This window comes from Streptomyces sp. NPDC021225 (genome assembly GCF_044332865.1).
In the GTDB taxonomy this organism is placed as follows: domain Bacteria; phylum Actinomycetota; class Actinomycetes; order Streptomycetales; family Streptomycetaceae; genus Streptomyces.
The window spans coordinates 20,640-40,872 of record NZ_JBIRPV010000006.1; the positions used below are offsets into that span (position 1 = coordinate 20,640).

Genomic DNA, 20,233 nt, shown 5'->3' on the forward strand with positions numbered 1-20,233 from the left:
TTCATGCGCTTCCTCGTTTCCTGGAGAGTTTTCCATGCCAATACTCCAGAACAGCACTGACGGTGGCACATCGAGGATCAGGGACCTCGTCCTCGCGGTGCATCCGTTCGGTGTCGCGTCGGCACGGTTCACCGCGGCCGCCGTACGCGCAGGCGGACTGGGCGTGCTCGATCTCACGGCCGGTGACCGGTCGGCGCGTGAGCAACTGGGGCTCGCCGCCGATTGGTCGCGCGCCGGATTCGGCGTACGGCTGGCCGACGGCCGTGGTTTCCCGCCGCAGGACCTTCCCGCCTGCGTCCACACCGTGGTGCTGGCCGCCGGCGCGACGGCGACCGCCGCCGACTTCCCCGGGCGACGCCTGCTCGTCGAGGTGACGTCCGGCGCCGAGGCCCTGGCCGCCGTGGCCGCCGGAGCCCACGGGCTGATCGCCCGCGGCCACGAGGCCGGCGGCCGGTGCGGTGAGCTGAGCACGTTTGTGCTGTTGCAGCAGTTGCTCGCGAACGAAGCCAACGAAGCCAACGAAGCCGACGAAGCCAACGAAGCGGACGCACTGCCTGTGTGGTGTTGCGGCGGCATCGGCCCGCACACCGCGGCGGCGGCCGTCGCGGGCGGGGCCGCCGGAGTGGTGCTGGACACCCAGACCGCGCTGCTCGCCGAGGCGGAACTGCCCGCGGAGATCACCAGCTTGCTGAGCGGACTCGATGGCTCGGAGACCGTGGTCACCGGCGGCCGGCGCGTGCTGCGGCGGCACACTCCGGGCTCGGACGACACCGCGGTGGCGCTGGAGATCGGGCAGGACGCCTTCCTGCCACGACGCTTCCAGCGGCGCTGGGGCACGCTGGGCGCGGCGATACGCGGCATACGCGAGGCCGTGGCCGACTCGCTCGGCACCGACGTCCCCGTACTCGGTCCGGACAGCGCGGGCAGTCGCGCTCTCGGCACCGAACTCCCGCTCGTCCAAGGGCCGATGACACGGGTGAGCGACCAGCCCGCCTTCGCCGCCGCCGTCGCCGCCGAGGGAGGCCTGCCGTTCATCGCGCTGGCGCTGTCCGGCGCGGAGCAGACCCGCGCGGTGCTGGAGGAGACCCGGACGGCCCTGGGCGACGCGCCCTGGGGCGTCGGCGTGCTCGGCTTCGCCGCCGAGGAGATCAAGAACGCCCAGCTGGAGGTCATCCGGGAGATCCGCCCCTCACACGCCATCGTCGCGGGCGGTCGTCCCGCGCAGGCGGCGGTCCTGGAGAAGGCCGGCGTCTCGGCCTTTCTGCATGTGCCCTCGCCGGGGTTGCTCAGCCAGTTCCTCGCAGCGGGCGCGCGCAAGTTCGTCTTCGAGGGCTCCGAGTGCGGCGGGCACGTCGGCCCCCGCACCAGCTTCGCGCTGTGGCAGGCACAGCTCGACGTGGTGGACGACTTCCTCGCCACCGCCGGAGAGGACACCGCCACCGAACTCCAGCTGCTGTTCGCCGGCGGTGTGCACGACGAGCGGTCCGCGGCCATGGTGGCCGCCATGACCGCTCCGCTGGCCGCACGCGGCGCGGCGGTCGGACTCCTCATGGGCACCGCTTACCTCTTCACCGAGGAGGTCGTCGCGGCGGGAGCGGTACAGCCGCTGTTCCAGGAGCAGATGCGGGAAGCCGAGCACACCGAACTGCTGGAGACCGCCCCCGGCCACGCCACCCGCTGTGTGCCCAGCCCCTTCACCGAAGAGTTCGCCGCAGTCAAGGAGGAACTGCGAACCGGTGAGGTGCCCGGCCGCGAGATGTGGGAGCGGCTGGAGAGGCTCAACGTGGGGCGGTTGCGGCTGGCGAGCAAGGGCATCGAGCGGGTCGGTGGGGTGCTGCGCGCGGTCGGCGAGGACCGCCAGTTCTCCGAGGGCATGTTCATGGCCGGGCAGGTCGCCGTCCTGCGGTGGGACGTCACCACCGTCGCCGCGCTGCACGCCTCGGTCACCACCGGCGCGCGGACCTTCCTCGAGCGGCGCAGGCTCGCCCTCGGAACCGGCGAGGACGAGCCCGTCGCCGCCCCCGAGCCGCTGGACGTCGCCGTCGTCGGCATGGCCTGCGTGTTCCCCCAGGCGCCCGACCTGGCGTCCTTCTGGGGAAACGTGCTGTCCGGCGCCGACGCGGTCACCGAGGTGCCCGCCTCGCGCTGGGACACCTCCCTCTACTACGCCGAGGACGGGGCGGGGGAGCACACCCCCTCGCGCTGGGGCGGCTTCCTGCCCGAGGTCCCCTTCGAACCGCTGGACTACGGCATCCCGCCCGCCTCCCTGCCGAGCATCGAGCCCGTCCAGCTGCTGGCCCTGGAAGTGGCGCGGCGCGCGCTCGCCGACGCGGGCTACGCCGACCGCGCCTTCAACAGGGGCCGCGCCTCGGTGGTGTTCGGGGCGGAGGCGGGGAGTGACCTGTCGAACGCCATGACCCTCCGTACGGTCCTGCCCTCCTACCTCGGACAGCTGCCTCCCGAGCTGGACGAGCAGCTGCCCGGCCTGACCGAGGACTCCTTCCCCGGCATCCTCGCCAACGTCATCGCCGGACGGATCGCCAACCGCCTCGACCTCGGCGGCGCCAACTACACGGTCGACGCCGCCTGCGCCTCCTCCCTCGCAGCGGTCGATGTGGCGTGCAAGGAGCTGGCGGGCGGCACCAGCGACCTGGTGCTGTGCGGCGGCGCCGACCTGCACAACGGCATCAACGACTACCTGCTCTTCGCCTCGGCGCACGCCCTGTCCCCCTCCGGCCGCTCGGCGCCCTTCGACCGCTCTGCCGACGGCATCGCGCTCGGCGAGGGCGTGGCCTGCGTCGTCCTCAAGCGGCTCGCCGACGCCGAGCGCGACGGGGACCGGATCTACGCGGTCATCAAGGGCGTCGGCAGCTCCAGCGACGGCCGGGCCCTCGGCCTGACCGCACCGCGCGCCGACGGCCAGCGCCGCGCGCTCACCCGGGCCTACCGCAACGCCGGGATCTCACCGGCCGAGGTCGGGGTGGTCGAGGCGCACGGCACCGGCACCGTCGTCGGCGACCGCACCGAACTGGGCGCCCTCACCGAGACCTTCACCCAGGCCGGCGCCGACCCCGGCGGCTGCGCCCTCGGCTCGGTGAAGTCCCAGATCGGCCACACCAAGTGCGCGGCCGGCCTCGCCGGGCTGATCAAGACCTCGCTCGCGCTGCACCACGGCGTCAAACCGCCCACGCTGCACCTGCGGCACCCGAACCCCGGCTGGGACGAGCGCACCAGCCCCTTTGTCTTCCACACCGGGGCCAGGCCCTGGCCCGTGCCGCCCGCCGAGCGCGTCGCCGGGGTCAGCGCCTTCGGATTCGGCGGCACCAACTTCCATGTCGTCCTGCGCGCCCACGACGACGGTGCCCCACCCGTCCACGCCCGCGACGAGTGGCCCGCCGAACTGTTCCTCTTCCGCGGCGCCGACCACGAGACCGCCGCCAAGGCGGCCCGGGACCTCCTCGCCCTCGCCGAGGCCGACGGCTCCGCCCATCGTGCCCCCCGGCTGCGGGACCTCGCCCTGGCCGCCTCCCGCCGCGCCGACCCCGCGGCCGTACGCGGCCTGCCCACCCGGATCGCCGTGCTGACCTCCTCCGTGCCGGACCTGACCGCATCGCTGCGCCGGGCCATCGACGGGGAACACGCCCCGGACGACGGCATCCACCTCGCGGACGGCACCGAACCCGGCGAGATCGCCTTCCTCTTCCCCGGCCAGGGCAGCCAGCGCCCGGGCATGCTCGCCGATCTTTTCGTCTCCTTCCCCGAACTCCAGCGCTTCCTGCGCCTCGACGAGTCCGCCGCGGCGATCCTCCACCCGCCCGCCGCCTTCGACGAGGCCGGACGGCAGAGCCAGGCCGATCGCGTCACCGACACCCGCGTGGCCCAGCCCGCGCTCGGCATCACCGGACTCGCCGCCCACCACCTGCTCGGCCGGGTCGGTGTCCGCCCGGCGATGACGGCCGGACACAGCTATGGCGAACTCGTCGCACTCGCCGCGGCCGGCGTGCTCGGCCCCGAGGAACTGCTGTGGTGCAGCAGGGCGCGCGCCGAGTCCGTCGTCGCCGCCACCGGCGCCGGCGACCCCGGCACCATGGCCGCCGTCGCCGCCTCGGCACCGGACGTCACCGCACACCTCGAGGAGGCCGGCCGCGCGGGGTCCGTGGTCGTCGCCAACCGCAACTCGCCCCGCCAGACGGTGATCTCAGGCCCCACCGGCGACGTGGCGGCGGCCGTCGAACACCTCCGCGCCCGGGGGCTGAAGGCCCAGCGGATCCCGGTGGCCTGCGCCTTCCACAGCCCCTTGGTCGCCGCCGCGGGCGACACCCTCGCCGCGACGCTCGCCTCGGTCCCCGTCGAGGCGCCGTCCATCCCGGTGTGGTCCAACCGCACCGCCGGGGTGTATCCCGCCGGACCCGAGGGGATACGCGCCGAACTGGCCGCCCAGATCGGGGCGCCGGTGCGCTTCGTCGAGCAGATCGAGGGCATGTACGCGGCCGGCGCCAGGACCTTCGTCGAGGTGGGCCCCGGCGCGGTGCTCACCCGACAGGTCACCGAGATCCTCGGCGACCGCCCGCACCGCACCGTCACCCTGGAGACCCGGCGCCGTACGGGGCTGACCGGCTTTCTCTCCGCGCTCGCCGAACTGGCCGCGGCGGGGGCCGACGTACGCACCGGCTGGCTGTTCCAGGGCCGTGACGCGATCGACGCGGCCTACGCCCCCCGCCCCAGACGCGCGGGCTGGACCGTCGACGGCCACCTCATCCGCACCGCCGACGGCGCCATCCCCGCCACAGCCCTGCACCCCGCCCAGCGCATCCCGGAGGCCCTGGTGACCACCCGTCCCGACAGCCATGGAGACCATGGACAGCCACTCCACGCCGCCCCCGCCCATGGCCCGACGGGGACCGGCGGCGAGGCCCTGGTCAGGGAATTCCTCCGCACAAGCCGGGAGCTGATCAACGCCCAGCGCGATGTCCTGCTCGGCTACCTCGGCACCGGACCCGGCCTCCGCCCCGGGCCGCCGCCCGTGGAGTACGTACCCCGCGAGGTGACTGCCACGGCCCTTCCCGCGCTGGCCGCACCCGCCGCACCCGCCGCCCCCGCCGCACCCGCCGCTCCCGAGCCCGCGCCGGACCCGGCGTCGGCCGAGTCGGCCGGGGACTCCGTCCTCGCGGCCGTCCTGGAAGTGATCGGCGAGCGCACCGGCTACCCGGCGGACATGATCGAACCCGACCTGGACCTGGAGGCCGACCTGAGCGTCGACTCCATCAAGCGCGCCGAGATCGCCGGACAGCTCGCCCAGCGGCTCGCCCTGCCCGCCACCGACGACGCCGGCATGGAGCGGCTGGCCAAGGCGCGTACGGCGGCGGGCATCGCCGAACTGATCGCCGCCGCACGGCAGGACGACAACCCACGGCCCGGGACAACCGAAACAGCGCAGTCCCCGGAGTCGCCGGACGACGGCTCCGCCACCCGCGCCCCCGACACCGAACCCGTCGTCACGGCCCCGAAGCGCCTGGTGATGACGGAGTTCGACCTCGCGCCCGCCACCCTGGCCCCCGCCGAACTCGCCGGACGCACCTTCCTGATCCTCGGCGAGGGCCCGCTCGCCGTGTCCGTCACCGAGCGGCTCGGCTCATACGGCGCCCGAGCGGTGACCGCCACCGGGATACCCGACGGCGGCCGCTTCGACGGCCTGATCCACCTGATCTCCCCGGACGGCGGCCCGGCCCCCGAGCCGGTGCTTCCCGGCGCCGTCCCCCTCTACCGGTCCGCCCTGGCGGCCGGACCACGCTGGATGCTGGTCGCCGGAGCCGCGGAGGGACTGCGCGGACTCTTCCGCTCGCTGTCCCGGGAGTACCCGCGGACCATCGCCCGCGTCGTCGAGCAGCCCGCCGGAACGGCCCCGTCCACCGCGGCCGACGCGATCGCCGCGGAGCTGACCTCCGTCGACCGCGAGCCGGTCGTGCTGCGCACGGCGAGCACCCGGCGCGGACTGCGGATGACCGAGACCGACCGCGGAACCCTGGGCACGGCCGGAGCCGGACCCTCCGACGACGGCGCCGCGGAGGCCGCGGCCTGCGGACTCGACCACGAATCGGTGGTGCTCCTCGTCGGCGGCGCGCGGGGCATCGCCGCCCGGTTCGCGACCACGCTCGCCACCGCCGCCCGCTGCCGCCTGGAACTCTTCGGCCGTACCCCGGTGCCCTCCCTGGAAGAGGCCCTCGCGACAGCCGCCACCTCCGACGCCGACCTGCGAGCCGCGCTCATCGCGGGCGGGCTGACATCCCCGGGCCGGGTCGAGCGGGAGATCGGCAGGATCCAGGCCGAGCGGGAGGTCCGCGACACGGTTCGCCGGCTCACCCGGCTGGGCAGCCCCGCGCGCTACCACTGCGTGGACGTGCTGGACACCGAGGCCGTACACCGCGCCGTGAAGAACGTGCACGCCGAACACGGCCGGCTCGACGGAATCGTCTACGCGGCGGGCGTGATCGAGGACAAGCTGTTCGCCGAGAAGTCCCCGGAGTCGTTCCAGCGCGTCTTCAGCACGAAGACCGACGGCGCCAGGACCGTGCTCGACGCCGTCAGCGGGCTCCCTCACGGCCCCCGCTTCGCGGTGCTGTTCGGCAGCATCGCGGCCACCCTGGGCAACCGCGGACAGAGCGACTACGCCGCCGCCAACGACGCTCTCGAAGAGATCGGCCGCGACTGGTCCGACGCCACCGGCCGCCGGGGCCTGACCGTGCACTGGGGCCCATGGGCGCCCACCGGCACCAACAACGGCATGGTCACCCCGGAACTGATGCGCGTCTACGCGAGCCGCGGCATCCGCCTCATCGACCCCGACGAGGGCGCCATCAGCCTGCTGCGCGAACTGGCCTGGGGGCCGCAGGAGGACACCGCCGTCGTCTACACCGCTTCGGGGTGGTGACGGCGGCGATGGACGAACCCCGCCCGATCGCCGTCGTCGGCATGTCGGCGCTCTTCCCCGGCGCGCCCGACCTCGACACCTACTGGCACAACCTCGTCCAGGGGACGGACGCCATCACCGACGTCCCCGCGGGCCGCTGGGACGCCGCGTACTACGCCCCGTACGCCGAACGCCGTGCCGACCGCGTCTACTGCCGGCGCGGAGGGTTCATCGACGAGCTCGCCGACGTCGACGTCAGCGCCTTCGGCATCATGCCCGCGTCCGTACGGGCCACCGAGCCCGACCAGTTGCTCGCGCTGCGGGTGGCGTCCCAGGCGGTCCAGGACGCCGGCGGCGCCGACGGGCTCTTCACCGACCGGCGCCGCGCCGGGGTGATCCTCGGCCGCGGCGGCTACCTCACGCCCGGCCTGGTCCGCCTCGACCAGCGGGTGCGCACCGCGGGCCAGCTCGTGCACACACTGCGAGAACTCCTGCCGGACCTCGGGGAGCGGCGACTCGAGGAAGTGCGCCGCGCCTTCACCGAACAACTCGGGCCCGAGGCCCCGGAGTCGGCCATCGGCCTGGTGCCCAACCTGGCCGCCTCCCGGCTCGCCAACCGCCTGGATCTGCGCGGTCCGGCCTACACGGTGGACGCCGCATGCGCCTCATCACTCATCGCGGTCGACCACGCGGCCCGTGAGCTGGAGACCGGCCGCTGCGATGTCGTCCTGGCCGGGGGAGTCCACCACTGCCACGACATCACGTTGTGGAGCGTGTTCTCCCAACTCGGAGCCCTGTCCCGGAGCCAGCGCATCCGCCCGTTCCACCGGCACGCCGACGGAGTGCTCATCGGCGAGGGCACCGGCGTGGTGGTGCTCAAGCGGCTCGTCGACGCCGAGCGCGACGGCGACCGGATCTACGCCGTGATCACCGGCACCGGGGTCGCGGGAGACGGCCGCACCGGCGGCCTGCTCAGCCCGGACTCCGCGGGGCAGGCCGAGGCGATCCGTCAGGCATGGCGCCGGGCCGGCCGGGATCCCGCCGAGCCCGGAGCCGTGGGGCTGCTCGAGGCCCACGGCACCGCCACCCCGGCGGGGGACAGCGCGGAACTGGAGACCGTCGCGGCGGTCTTCGGCCCCCCGGGCGACGCGCCCCGTGGCGTGATCGGCTCGGTCAAGTCGATGATCGGCCACACCATGCCGGCCGCCGGGATCGCCGGGCTCATCAAGGCGGCGCTCGCCGTGCACCACGGCGTCCTCCCGCCGACCCTGCACTGCGACGACCCGCACCCGGCGCTCGCCCGCACCCGCTTCACCACCGTGGACGCCGCCGTTCCCTGGGAGCCCGAGGTCCACGGCCCCGTGCGCCGTGCCGCGGTCAACGCCTTCGGATTCGGCGGCATCAACGCCCATGTCGTCCTGGAACAGCCCCGCACCGCCCCCATCGGCCCCACCGGCCCCACCGGCCCGCTCGGCCCCGCGGCCGTGCTGCGCGAGCCCGAGCGGGTACTGCGGCTGGCCGCGGCGACCCCCGCCGAACTGGCCCGGCTGCTGGACCGCGACGACGCCACCCTCCACGCCACCGCGGCCGACGGGACCGGACCCGAGCCCGTCGGCCCCGTCCGGCTCGGCGTGGTGGATCCGACCGCGGGGCGGCTCGCGCTCGCCCGTAAGGCGGTCGACCGGGGCAGACCGTGGCGCGGCAGGAACGACGTGTGGTTCGTCCCCGAGCCACTGCTGGGCGACGCCGGCGGCCGACTCGCCTTCGTCTTCCCCGGCCTCGAAGCCGACTTCGAGCCCAACTGCGACGACGTCGCACGACACTTCGACCTGCCGTGGTCGCTGTCCGGCACCGATGTCACGGTCGGCGATGTCGGCCGCCAGGGCACCGGTGTCTTCCAGCTCGGCCGCCTCCTGCACGCCGCGCTGGAGCGGATGAGTGTCGTGCCCGACGCGCTCGCCGGACACAGCCTCGGCGAGTGGACCGCCATGGCCGCCGCCGGGATCCACGCCGAGGACGAGGTCGATGCCTTCCTCGCCTCGTTCGACCCCGACGCGCTGCGCGTGCCGGGCCTGGCCTTCGCGGTGATCGGCGCACCCGCCGACCGCGTCGTGGAAGCTCTCCGCGGACAGGCGCGGGTCGTGCTCTCGCACGACAACGCCCCCAACCAGTCCATGATCTGCGGCCCGTCGGAAGGGGTCGAGGAGTTCGTCGCCCGCTTCCGCGGGCAGGGCGTGATCTCGCAGATCCTGCCGTTCCGCTCGGGCTTTCACACCCCCATGCTCCGGCCCGCTCTGGGCCCGATACGCAAGGCGGCGGAGGCCTACACGCTGCACCCCGCGAAGCTGCCGGTCTGGTCCGCGACCACGTGCGGCGAATACCCCTCGCGACCGGAGGCGATACACGACCTGTTCATTCGCCACCTCCTGGAACCGGTCCGCTTCCGGCAGCTGATCGAGGCCATGTACGCGGCGGGCTTCCGCGCCTTCGTCCAACTCGGCGCCGGCCAACTCGGATCACTCATCGCGGACACCCTGCGGGGCCGCGATCACCTCGTGGTTCCCGCCCACTCCGCGCACCGCTCCGGCCTTCCCCAACTGCGCCGCGTGGCCACCGCGCTCTGGGCCGACGGAGCCAGGGCGGACCAGACCCTGCTCCACCCGACGGCCACCCCGGCGCGCAAGGCCGCGCACCGCCCGGTCCGGCTCGACCTGGGCGGCGCGCTGATCTCCCTCGACGAACCCACCCGCACCGCGGTCGGCGCGGCCCTGACCCCGCCGCGCCGGGCGGCCGGCAGCGCGCGGCCCTCGGCCCACGATGCCCTCGATGTCCTTGGCGACCGGGACCCGCTGGCCGCCGAGTTCGTGGCGCTGCTCGACGACACCGCGGCGCTCGCGGCGGACGTCCTCGGCGCGGGACGCCGCGACACCCTCCGGGCGGTCGCCGCACCCACCGCGCCCCGGGCCACCGCGTACGCACGTCAGGCCCCGCCCGCCACGCCGCCGCCCGGTGAGCTGCACACCTCGCTGCGGATCTCCGTCGACACCATGCCGTACCTGCTCGACCATTGCTTCTTCAAACAGCCGCCGCAGGCCGACACGGCCGACCGCTGGCCGGTCGTACCCGGCACCACGGTCATCGGACACCTCATGGGCTTCGCCGAACGGGCCGCCCCCGGCCTGCGTGCGGTGGCCGTCCACGACGTCCGGCTCAACCAGTGGATCACCGCCGTCCCCACGGTCGACATCCCCGTCCACGTCACCCCCGCGCCCCCGCGTTCCGCGCCTTCGCATCCCGCGGGCACGGCCCGGGTGACGGCCACCCTCGGCCCGTACGCCCGCGCCACCGTCGAGCTCGCACGCGGCCACGACCGGCATCCGCCCGGCCCGTGGACCTTCCCGCCGGACCAGGAGCGCCCCTGCGATCTGACCGCCCGCGAGCTGTACACCCGGCGCTGGATGTTCCACGGCCCGAGCTTCCAGGGCGTGACCGAACTGATCGCGATCGGCGACGCGCATGTGCGGGGAGTCCTCACCACCCCGCCCGCCCCCGGAGCGCTGCTGGACAACGTGGGCCAGCTGCTCGGCTATTGGATCATGTCGGAGCGGCCCACGCGCACGACCGTCTTCCCCGTCGGCATGCGGGAGATCCGTTTCCACGGCCCGCACCCCGCGCCGGGCGATCGGCTGGACTGTCTGATCCGCATCGTCTCCGTCACCGAGACCACGCTCGAAGCCGATATGCAGCTGGTTCATCGGGGCCGCGTCTGGGCGGAGTTCAGCGGCTGGCGCGACCGCCGTTTCGACAGTGATCCGCAGGTCCGCCGGGTGGACCGCGCACCGGAGCGCCACACCCTCTCCGAGCCCCAGGACGGCGGCTGGGTCCTGGTCCACGAGCGGTGGCCCGACCTGGCCACCCGCGAACTGATCATGCGGAACATGCTGGCCGGCGAGGAACGTACCGCCTACGAGACATACGCTCCCCGGGGCCGGCGCCAGTGGCTGCTCGGCCGGATCGCGGTCAAGGACGCGGTCCGGCGGCGGATGTGGGACGCCGGGAGCGGCCGGATCTTCCCCGCCGAAGTGCGGGTCGCGAACGACCCCGCCGGACGCCCCTACGTCACGGGCGCCTACGGCCGCACCCTCCCCGACCTGCACGTCTCCTGCGCGCACCGGGCGGAGGCCGCGGTCGCGATCGCCAGGACGGGCCCCTGCGGCATCGACATCGAGGAGGTCACCGGGCGCCCGGACGGGACCTTCGAGGCCGCACTCGGCACCCGGGAGCGGGACCTGCTCGTCTCCCTTGTCCGCGACACCGGTGAACCCGAGGCCCTGTGGCTCACCCGCTTCCGGGTCGCCGGGCAAGCCGTTGCCAGGGCCCGCGGCCCCGAGAGCCTTGAGATCACCGCCGCCACCGATACGACCCTCACCGTCCGCACCGGCGGTGGCACGTACCACGTCCAGCACAGAACGGTCGGCAACCCGCCCGGGCTGCCCCCCAGGAACTACGTCGTGGGCTGGACGGCCGCCCACGAGGAGGAGAGCGAAGATGACCGCTGAAGCCCACGGAGCCGGACGCCCCACTCCGGCCGAGCAGACCGTGCTGCACGAGGTGACGGGCATGCTGCGCGAGGTCCTCGGCGAGTACGGGCTCGACGACGCCGAGATCACCATGGACACCCTGTTCCACGACGACCTCCAACTGGAGAGCATCGACCTGGTCACGCTCACCGCGTCACTGCGCGAACACTACGGCGACACCGTCAACTTCGCCGCCTTCATCGCGGACCGCGGCCTCGAGGAGCTCATCGCGCTGACCGTCGGCGACCTGGTGCGCCACGTCGTGGCGTCCCTACCCGCCGAGCCCGCGGCCGAGGCGGTCTGAGGATGGCGAAGATCCGCGTCGGTGAACTGGACGTCCACGTGCAGCGCATGTCCGCGGCCGGGCCGCCGGCCGACGGGCCGCCGCCCCTGGTGGTGCTCGTCCACGGCCTGCTCATCGACAGCCTGGCGAGCTACTACTTCTCCCTCGGCCCCGCCTTCGCCGAGCGGGGGATGGACGTCCTCATGTACGACCTGCGGGGGCACGGGCGGACCGGCCGCCCCGCCACGGGCTACCGCCTCGAGGACTTCGTGGCGGACCTCGACGGGCTCCTCGACGCCCTCGGGGAGGACCGCCCGGCCCACGTCGTGGGCAACTCCTTCGGCGGGGCCATCGCCTACGGGCTGGCCGCCGCCCGTCCCGATCGCGTCCGGTCCGTCATCGCGATCGAGTCCGAGCCGCCGGTGAAGTCGTGGGCCGAGAAGATGGCCGAGGGCCTGACCGGCGAAGAAGGCGGTCTGGTGGTCAAGGAGGTGCGCACCTGGCTCGCCGAGGACCCCGAGCGCAACGCGCGCCCGTTCCAACTCGCCGGGGACATCCTGGACGCCACCACACTGAGCGAGGACATTCCGCGCAGCCGGGTCCTGGACGACGGGCTCGCCGACATCCGCTGCCCCGTCTTCGCCGTCTTCGGAGCCGACTCCGAACTCGCCGCTCAGGCCGACCACTTGGCCGCCACCCTCGGCCACTGCCGCAGTGTCGTCCTGCCCGATCAGGGGCACTCGGTGCTCGTGGAGCGGACCAGGGAGACGGCCGAACTGCTGCTGGAATGGTTGGAAGACGACATCCACGACGACATCCACGACGACATCCACACACCCGCGAAGGGGGTTCGATGAGCCGGTTCCTGTTCGTCGTGCCGCCCCTGGTCGGCCACATCAACCCGGCGGTCGGCACGGCCGCCGCGCTCGCCGCGCGGGGCCACGACATCGCCTGGGCGGGCCCGGCCGACCTGGTGCGCCGCCTGGCCGGACCCGAGGCGCAGGTGTACCCCTGTGTGCGGCCCCACCTGGTGCCGGACCGCGCCGCCAAGATCGCCGACCGGACCGCCGAACTGAAGGGACCCGCGGCCTTCCGGTTCCTGTGGGAGAGCTTCCTGATCCCGCTGGCGGACCACATGGCTCCCCCGATACGGGAGGCCATCGAGGAGTTCGGCCCGGACCTCGTGATCGCCGACCAGCAGACCGTCGCCGGCGGCATGGTCGCCGAGTCGCTCGGCCTGACCTGGGTGACCTCCGCGACCACCTCGGCCGAGCTGCTCGACCCGCTCGCGGGGATGCCCAAGGTGGCGGCCTGGCTGGACGGGCTGCTGGAGGCGCTGCGCGGCCGGATCGCGGACGGCAGGGGCACGGCCGACCCGAGGATGTCCCCGCACGGCGTGCTCGCCTACACCACACGCGCGCTCCTGGGCCCGGTCGAACTGCCCGAACACGTCTGGCTGGTCGGCCCGTCCGTCACCGACCGCCCGCCGTCCGCGGACTTTCCCTGGCAGTGGCTGGCGGGAGCGGAGCGCACCGTCCTGGTCAGCCTCGGCACCGCGAACGCGGACGCGAGCGCGCCGTTCCTGAACGCCGCGGTCCAGGCGTTGTCCGGCATGGCCGGGGTACGCGCCGTCGTCGTCGACCCCGCGGGCAGCGTGACCAGAACGGGCGAGAACATCCTGCTGCGCCCGCACATACCCCAACTGCCGCTGCTCGCCCGCGTCGACGCCGTCGTCTGTCATGCCGGGCACAACACCGTCTGCGAGGCCCTGTGGCACGGCGTCCCGCTGGTGGTCGCACCCATCAGGGACGACCAGCCCATCGTCGCGAGCCAGGTCACCGACGCGGGCGCGGGCGTCAGGCTGCGCTTCGGCCGCGCCGACCCGCGGCGGATCGCCGACGCCGTCGACACGGTCCTGGACGAGGCGTCGGGGCACCGCGCGGCGGCGCGGGCGGTAAGCCGCTCGTTCCGGACGGCAGGCGGAAGCGCGGCCGCGGCCGACCGCCTCGAAGCACTTCTGACGCTTCGTCGGAATAAATAGTGTGCCAAGCGAGACAAGGTTGGTTGCTACGTGAAGGACCCTTCTCAGCTGAAGGTGACCTCGCTGAGGTCGATCGAGACCATGAGCTGCGTCATGATGGGGCGGCCGTGGGTGTCGCGGCGGTATGCCCGGCGTTTGGTCGGCAGTACGATGCCGTCCGCTTCTACGCAGTCGTAGACATACTGCGCGGTGGCGAATCCGCCGGCCACGTCGACGTGGTAGTCGTGGCGCCGCAGCCGGTGGTCGGGGCCGAAGTAGAAGTCCTGTTGGGTGCTGTGGCTGGCGATATAGCTCGGGAAGGCGGCCCGCAGTCCGCGCCAGACCTCGTCTCCTTCGCGCCACGACTCGATCTCGGTGACCGAGAAGCCGGGCATCGCCAGCAGGAAGGGTGTGGTGAGGTAGGTCCACAACGCATAGCCGTTGAAGTAGGCGCGGTCCAGCGGGTCCCAGGGGGATTCCAGTGTGTGCCCGAGGAACGATCTCCGTGGGTCGTCTCGTTCGGTCACCACTCGCCCGTCGAGCTTTTCGATGCTCACGCGCCCCGGCGTGAAGTCCGTCCTCTGATCGGGAGAGCCGAAGGGCCGCACCGAGGCGTGTTCCTCGTGCAGTCGGACGGTCATCTCGCGAGGCGCGGGATCCTGCGGCAGGCCCTTTACGTCGAACAGAAGGCCGCCGCTGACAATCGTGGCTCGCGCCTCGGCCAGCTCCTGCCAGCGTTCGATCCCGCCATGGGCATCGATGGCGTTGGCGAGCAGCTCACGCATGTCAGTCCAGTGGGTCGAAGCGCCGGAGGTCGGTGGTGGCATAGTCGACGGCCGCCTGGTCGGCGGCTACGGCCTGCCGCAGGCGGTCGATGACCGCGGGAAGGTTTCCGACGGGCAGCGCACAGGTCATCTCCTCGGCCGGCAGCCCGGTGCGGGCCCGGCTGATGGCGCATCCCGGGCTGACCGCGACCTGGCCGCTGTGGGCCAGCGGAATGATCTGGCATTGTGGCCTGGTGGCGAGCCGCAGGTCCGGGCATGCGCCCTGGAGGGTCATGAGCGAGGACGGCGACAGCCGGACGAGCACGACGTCCGGGCTGGTCGCGACAGTGAGCGGTTCGTAGCGGATCGTCGTTGGCCGGATCGGCAGGTGTGCGACGAAGGTGAGGTCCGCCGGCGTGATCCAACCACTGCTGACCAGGGCGGCGGTGTCGGACCCGGAGGCGGCAGCGGCCAGGTCGGTCAGGCCGTGCGTGTAGCTTCCGGTACTACAGTTGGCGTGGTCCGCGGCGCGCGTGTCGAGGGGGCGGCGCTGGGCGGGTTCCCAGAAGCAGCAGCCTGCCGGCTGGGCTGGGAGCCTCTCGCCGCTGGAGGTGGCGGGTTCCGTGCTGAAGGTGATCGCGACGGGTGGGTGTGCCAGGCCGAGAAGTTCGATGAGCGGCGTTGCGAAAGCGGACGCGGGCGTCATGGCGGCACCCTATATGTCACGGAACCGCTTTACCGGGAGCCGCCGCCCGGGAAGGCGACGCGGATCTGGTGGTCGCCGATGTCCAGGTGGATTCGTATGGAGTTGCCGTCAGTGACGTCCCAGCCGGCCGAGTCCTGGCCGTCGACGGTGACCGACGCCTCGGCGGGGCTGGGGAGCCGGTCGATCGTGAAGCTGGTGGGATGTCCTCGCCGCGAGGGCGCGGCGGCCGTGGTCTCGATGCTGAGGACGTGGTGGGCCATGTCGTTCCGGGCGTGGCGGATGCCGATGTCGGGGTAGTCGACGCCGCGGAGCTCCGGTTCCGATGCCGACGCGAGCCGGGGTTCGTTGAAGATCCGCCACCACGCTCCCGGGCTGCCGCTCTCGGCGAGCATCAGGGTGGCGTTGACCTGCCCGCGGGGCCAGGTGGAGTCGTAGCCGAACCAGAACGCGAATCGGTCGTTCTCCTCGCCGAAGAACCGGGGCTGGTATTCACGCTCGACGAAATCCCGGATGCGGTCTTCGGTGGCGGTGTCCTCCACCTCATGTGCCATCCACAGGGCCGTGCTGAGGTGGTTGGGGTCGGGGTGGAGCTTGCTCAGCGGCAGATCCGGGTTGTTCCAGCCGAGTCGCCGCATCGCCAGCTCGTAGGTCCACAGGGCGAACTCGCGGTCCTGCGGGTACAGATACAGCAGGCAGGGGAACACCCCGTGGGCCACCGAGGGCCCGGGCAGCGTGTGGAGGCGTTGTTCCATCGGGTCGTAGTAGAGCGCGAAGGTGCGCAGCTCGCCGGTGCGGGTCAGGCTCATGTAGTGCCGGCGGACGTAGTCGACCCAGTGCGGGAACGGCTCGTGCAGGGTGGTTCGGAGCAGCGAGTCGTAGAGTTTCAGCCCGAGCCCGGCGGCGCTGACGCAGAACGGCCAGATCTTGGTGTTCTCGCAGTGCGGGCCCTGTGGGCGAGTACGGAACTGGGCGGAGATGAGCTCCGCGATCCGTGCGTGGGTCCAGGTGAACTGGCGGTTCTGGTACCCGGTGATGTGGAGGGGTTCGCGCTCGCCGGCCTCTCCCGAGACGTAGCGGCGTATCCCGAGGAGCAGGTTCAGCCAGCCCCGGTAGAACACATTGCCGTCGGCGCCCACCGGGTCCGGCTGGAGCCCCCATGGCTCGACCCCGTTTCCCGTCCATCCTGGTGGTGGGTAGCGGCCGCGAAGCGGTTCCGGGATGAAGGTCAGCCACTCGGGCGGGTAGCGGTCCACACCGGGATCAGGGCCGATCAGTGTGCACCAGTCGACCGCGCCCCAGAACGAGACATAGCGGCGGATGAGTTCGTCGGCGATCCGGGTGTAGACCTCCCGCCACGCCGGCGTCGCTTCGAGCATGACCGGAAGGGCGTACGCCATGTAGTGCAGGTCGAATCGGGGGAAGGCGCACATGGGCGGCGCGGTGTAGCGATCCCACCACGGATGCGGTTCGCCCTGGTCGCTCCAGTCGTCCGGGGTTGTCGCCTTGTCCCACATGAACCGCAGCCAGCCGAGCGCACGGTCGTTCAGCGCAACCATCGGCGCTCCCTCCTCGGAGGTCTCGGCGCGCGGGCTCATCACGGCTCCCGCAACGGTTCGCCGTTCGCCCCCCGCACGATCCACAGTTTGGCCCGCGCGTTCCAGGCATCGGTCCAGCGTGGATCCAACTGCCGTACAGCCGGCTCGATCGTGATCTGCTCGACGCCGTTCGAGGCCGGATCGTGTGCCACGTACGCGCCCGGCAGAGCCTGCCGGGGAGGACCCGCCCCGCCGATGGGCACCAACTGCCGCATCAGGCCGCGGAACCAGAAGAGGATCAGATGGTTGCCCTCGACCCGGACGGTCCCGTGAATCCGGCCGCGCATGATGCGGTCGATCCCATCCGGTGATGTCAGATGACGAAGCGCCTGACCGCTGCCGGCGAAGCGGACCGCGAAGTCGGGTGCCCTGGACCTTCCGGCCGAGCTGGACACGCGGCGCCGCTGGCTGTCGAAAACCCAGTGCCGCGAGGGGCCGTCGTCGGCGGACATCTCGACCGTGAGACTGCGTGTGATCTGCGACCGGACTGGTGCGCTGAACCGCGACGCCAGCACCAGTCCATGCCCGAGCCACCACAGCAGCGCCCGGAGCGCGGTCACCCGTAGCCGGTCGGTCGTGTCCATCACGGGGCCTTTTCCTCGCCGGCCCCGGACAGGAAGCTGTGTACCAGCTTGGCGAACTCCTCGGGCCACTGGAAGAGGAAGCCGTGGCCGGAGTCGGGGTAGATCCGGACCCGTGCGTTGGGCAGATGCTGTGCCAGCAGCCAGGAGTTTCCCGTCGGGATCATGATGTCGTTGTCGCCGTTGGCGATCAGGACCGGCTGGGTGATCCCGGCCAGCCGGTGCAGCCGGGACGGTGCGGGGATGCCCCACTGGGTGATGGCGTCCATCTGGGCGTCGCGGGCCTGCAAACCGGCGGGCTTGTCGTGGTCTGACGTGCGGGAGGCGCGCCGCTCCAGGAACTCCCGGCCCTTCTGCTGGCTGGTCGGGGTGACTTCGAAGAACAAGGACAGCAGGTCCTCGGGATGATTGTCCGCGACGTTGGCGAGGTATTGGACGTCGTTGATCCAGCCGTGCATCAGCTGGCCGCTTTGCGGCCCGGTGCCGGCCAGCACGAGCCGGCGCACCAACTGGGGGCGGATCAGGGTCAGTTCCTGGGCGACCATGCCGCCGATGGAGAACCCGAGCAGGTCGATCCGTGTCAGCCCGAGCGCGTCGATGAAGGCGATGGCGTCGCGGGCCATCCTGGTGATGGTGTGCGGCACCGTCCCGGACGACAGACCGACCCCGGCGTTGTCGACCGGGATGACCTCACGGCCGGACGCGAGGGCGCCGAGCAGCAGCGGATCCCAGTTGTCGAGGTTGCCGCGGAAGTGCTGAAACATCACCAGCGGGAGCACGCCGGGGGAGGGAGTGCCGAACCGCCGGTAGGCGTATTTCACCCCGTTAGGTGCCTCAACGAACTGGTTTCGGGCGGTCAGGGCGATGTCGCTCGTCGACATGATCGATCATCTCTTCCCTTTCGGGTCGCTTGGTAGATCCTGCCTCGCCCCGCACGCCGTTGCCGTGTCGCACCTGTATCCGGACTCGGGTCTCCTATGGCCTCTCCCTGGGCGGGCAGGCCCTTGCCTTCGTGAGGCGCCTGTTACCAGCGTAGCCCGGAGGAGGCACTCGACGAATGCCATGGTGGCGGGGACGGAGCGGATGGCGTAGGAGAAGATCCCGGCGGATATGAGCGCGACCACCTCGGCCGGAGTCCTGCGGGTTCCGGCGTCCTCCGCGCTCGAGATCACCCGGGACGATCGCGCCTCCGTGCCGAAAGCCGAGCCGCCTTTCCCGGTCTGGCCGGCGGCCTCTACCGACGGCTCGTCATCGGGACGGGTGGGCACGTGGTCGGCATGCGGCGCCTCCTCTCGGCAGTCCGCCGCCGAACCGAGTAACACCTCGCACAGGGTGGGCCGTTTTTCGGCCGGGCCCCGTGCGAACACCCCAAGGTCGGCGAGACGTTGGCCGTAGGCGCATCAGGGCGCGCCAAGGCGGTGCAGCAGGGTGTCGACGACGACGCCGGCGACATATGTGTCACGACGTCGGCGCACGGCGTCGTCGTGCGCCGGTCCACGCCCGCCTCGGCGGCGATGCCGGCGACGCCGGCGCCCGCTGGGTATGGCGCGGTCGGCCTCGGCACCTACACCGAGTACAAGACCATCACCCCGTCGGGCGACATGTGATACCGGCCACGCGCATGTGCTCCCGCATCTCGTCACCGCCTTGACTGGTGACGCCTGGGGGTGCACGCTAAAGGTCGTCCGAGGCGACGAGCGGGACGCGATCCGTGGTCGACGAAATGGAGAACGGTCATGAACAAGGACCTCGCGATGGACGCCGATGCGACGGCACGCCATGCGCGCTACGGCAGGCTCCCCGAACGCATCCGCTTCGAGGACATGGCCGAAGAGGTGGAGGCCGTGCCGAGTGGGGGGATCAATGCCTCCTATGACCCCGCGGGCTCCTGGAAGTACTACTCGTGCCTGGCCCTCGATCTGGGGCTGTAAGCACCGTCGACGCCCGCGCCGCGGCCTGAGTCACCCCTGACCGCGGGTCCCGCCCCCGACCCCGGGCACGGCCGCCTGCGGGAGGAGTGTGGTGCTGTCGGGGTGCGGTCCGGCGGTTTCGAGCTTCCTCTGACGGAGGGTCAGTCGGCCGTCTCCTCGCCACCTGTCGGCTTCACGAGGGTGTACATGACGGAACGCTGCTGCTTGAGACGCTGGATGCGTCCCTTGGCGACGAGGGACTCGAGGGTGTTCCGCACCACCTGTGGTGTCGGAGTGCGGTCCGGGTGCTTCTCCAGGAGCTCCTCGCGCAACTCCTTCGCCAGGCGCGGCTCGTTGTGGTTGTCGAGCAGATCCGCCAGGAGGTTGCCGAGCAGAGGCTGGTGCGACTTCCCCTGTGCGCCGGCCTTCGCCGCCTTGCCCGCCGGAGCGGCCTTGGCCGCCGGAGCGGCCTTGGCCGGCGCCGGGCGCCGCGGCGCGGCTCCCGCGGGGGCTGGCTTCGCCTTCGTGACGACGGGCTCGTCCTGCGCCTGTTCGGGCAGGCGCGACGGGTCCGCGAAATCCTCGTACCGCTGCGCGAGGTTCAGGATGTCCGCCAGGAGGGCTTCCTCCTGCTTCAACATCGCGATTTTCTCCGCCAGTTCCTGCTGTCGCCGGCGGTTCTCTTTCAGGTCCGAAGCGGCTTGTGCTACGTACCGCGATCGGAGCGTGTCGGCTGATTGGCTGGTCACAACCGTTCACTCCCTCGATGTGGATGACGTTGCGCATGGTACCCACGCCGAGGGCCCGTGTAGACAAGTGTCAACGCTGGACGGTCTTTCGTGCATGTTCACTCGGGGCCGAAGCGGTGCGTGTGGCCCCCTGGAGCA

The 20,233-nt window shown here is 72.2% G+C and carries 13 protein-coding genes; 7 read left to right on the top strand and 6 right to left on the bottom strand.

What is annotated here, in order from left to right:
• Nucleotides 1-34: 34 nt before the first annotated feature.
• The 5 genes from ACH4S9_RS26070 to ACH4S9_RS26090 are packed head-to-tail and all read left to right on the top strand — an operon-like array spanning nt 35 to nt 13,811.
• Nucleotides 35-6,928, top strand: a complete 6,894-nt coding sequence (locus tag ACH4S9_RS26070) for an SDR family oxidoreductase (RefSeq protein WP_398374033.1) — start codon at nt 35-37, stop codon at nt 6,926-6,928.
• Between the two features lie 8 nt (nt 6,929-6,936).
• The gene (locus ACH4S9_RS26075) at nt 6,937-11,466 is read left to right on the top strand and encodes a beta-ketoacyl synthase N-terminal-like domain-containing protein (protein WP_398374034.1); all 4,530 of its coding nucleotides are present in this window, start codon (nt 6,937-6,939) and stop codon (nt 11,464-11,466) included.
• Nucleotides 11,456-11,791, top strand: a complete 336-nt coding sequence (locus tag ACH4S9_RS26080) for a phosphopantetheine-binding protein (RefSeq protein ID WP_361182483.1) — start codon at nt 11,456-11,458, stop codon at nt 11,789-11,791. Before ACH4S9_RS26075 ends, ACH4S9_RS26080 begins: the two co-directional genes overlap by 11 nt.
• Before the next feature lie 2 nt (nt 11,792-11,793).
• On the top strand, nt 11,794-12,627 hold the full coding sequence (locus ACH4S9_RS26085; RefSeq protein ID WP_398374035.1) for an alpha/beta fold hydrolase: 834 nt from the start codon (nt 11,794-11,796) through the stop codon (nt 12,625-12,627).
• Nucleotides 12,624-13,811 (top strand): glycosyltransferase, encoded by a 1,188-nt coding sequence (locus ACH4S9_RS26090; protein ID WP_398374036.1) that lies wholly within the window; start codon nt 12,624-12,626, stop codon nt 13,809-13,811. The genes ACH4S9_RS26085 and ACH4S9_RS26090 overlap by 4 nt, the downstream gene beginning before the upstream one ends.
• 44 nt (nt 13,812-13,855) lie before the next feature.
• Here the strand turns inward: ACH4S9_RS26090 and ACH4S9_RS26095 are convergent, their stop codons facing one another.
• From ACH4S9_RS26095 to ACH4S9_RS26115, 5 genes are read right to left on the bottom strand one after another with little or no spacing between them, the layout of a single operon-like run.
• Nucleotides 13,856-14,575 carry a hypothetical protein gene (locus tag ACH4S9_RS26095; protein WP_398374037.1) on the bottom strand — a complete coding sequence of 240 codons (720 nt, stop codon included), beginning with the start codon at nt 14,573-14,575 and terminating at the stop codon, nt 13,856-13,858.
• 1 nt (nt 14,576) lies between these two features.
• Nucleotides 14,577-15,260, bottom strand: a complete 684-nt coding sequence (locus ACH4S9_RS26100) for a DUF169 domain-containing protein (RefSeq protein ID WP_398374038.1) — start codon at nt 15,258-15,260, stop codon at nt 14,577-14,579.
• Between the two features lie 29 nt (nt 15,261-15,289).
• The gene (locus ACH4S9_RS26105; RefSeq protein ID WP_398374039.1) at nt 15,290-16,855 is read right to left on the bottom strand and encodes a hypothetical protein; all 1,566 of its coding nucleotides are present in this window, start codon (nt 16,853-16,855) and stop codon (nt 15,290-15,292) included.
• Nucleotides 16,855-17,442, bottom strand: a complete 588-nt coding sequence (locus ACH4S9_RS26110) for a hypothetical protein (protein ID WP_398374040.1) — start codon at nt 17,440-17,442, stop codon at nt 16,855-16,857. The genes ACH4S9_RS26105 and ACH4S9_RS26110 overlap by 1 nt, the downstream gene beginning before the upstream one ends.
• On the bottom strand, nt 17,439-18,317 hold the full coding sequence (locus ACH4S9_RS26115) for an alpha/beta fold hydrolase (RefSeq protein WP_398374041.1): 879 nt from the start codon (nt 18,315-18,317) through the stop codon (nt 17,439-17,441). The genes ACH4S9_RS26110 and ACH4S9_RS26115 overlap by 4 nt, the downstream gene beginning before the upstream one ends.
• 537 nt (nt 18,318-18,854) lie before the next feature.
• On the opposite strand from ACH4S9_RS26115, the gene ACH4S9_RS26120 reads away from it, so the two are divergent.
• Together ACH4S9_RS26120 and ACH4S9_RS26125 are read left to right on the top strand one after the other, a co-directional pair.
• Complete coding sequence (locus ACH4S9_RS26120) at nt 18,855-19,043, top strand: hypothetical protein (protein ID WP_398374042.1); 189 nt, start codon at nt 18,855-18,857, stop codon at nt 19,041-19,043.
• Nucleotides 19,044-19,172: 129 nt separating this feature from the next.
• Entirely contained in the window at nt 19,173-19,367 is a 195-nt protein-coding gene (locus ACH4S9_RS26125) for a hypothetical protein (RefSeq protein ID WP_385344121.1), read from the top strand.
• 140 nt (nt 19,368-19,507) lie between these two features.
• On the opposite strand, the gene ACH4S9_RS26130 is transcribed toward ACH4S9_RS26125, so the two are convergent.
• Complete coding sequence (locus ACH4S9_RS26130; RefSeq protein WP_398374043.1) at nt 19,508-20,095, bottom strand: hypothetical protein; 588 nt, start codon at nt 20,093-20,095, stop codon at nt 19,508-19,510.
• Between the last annotated feature and the right edge of the window lie 138 nt (nt 20,096-20,233).

Coding starts and splice junctions, on each gene's coding strand:
- ACH4S9_RS26070 (WP_398374033.1), top strand. CDS start 35: ATGCCAATACTCCAGAACAGCACTGACGGTGGCACATCGAGGATCAGG.
- ACH4S9_RS26075 (WP_398374034.1), top strand. CDS start 6,937: ATGGACGAACCCCGCCCGATCGCCGTCGTCGGCATGTCGGCGCTCTTC.
- ACH4S9_RS26080 (WP_361182483.1), top strand. CDS start 11,456: ATGACCGCTGAAGCCCACGGAGCCGGACGCCCCACTCCGGCCGAGCAG.
- ACH4S9_RS26085 (WP_398374035.1), top strand. CDS start 11,794: ATGGCGAAGATCCGCGTCGGTGAACTGGACGTCCACGTGCAGCGCATG.
- ACH4S9_RS26090 (WP_398374036.1), top strand. CDS start 12,624: ATGAGCCGGTTCCTGTTCGTCGTGCCGCCCCTGGTCGGCCACATCAAC.
- ACH4S9_RS26095 (WP_398374037.1), bottom strand. CDS start 14,575: ATGCGTGAGCTGCTCGCCAACGCCATCGATGCCCATGGCGGGATCGAA.
- ACH4S9_RS26100 (WP_398374038.1), bottom strand. CDS start 15,260: ATGACGCCCGCGTCCGCTTTCGCAACGCCGCTCATCGAACTTCTCGGC.
- ACH4S9_RS26105 (WP_398374039.1), bottom strand. CDS start 16,855: ATGAGCCCGCGCGCCGAGACCTCCGAGGAGGGAGCGCCGATGGTTGCG.
- ACH4S9_RS26115 (WP_398374041.1), bottom strand. CDS start 18,317: ATGTCGACGAGCGACATCGCCCTGACCGCCCGAAACCAGTTCGTTGAG.
- ACH4S9_RS26125 (WP_385344121.1), top strand. CDS start 19,173: ATGAACAAGGACCTCGCGATGGACGCCGATGCGACGGCACGCCATGCG.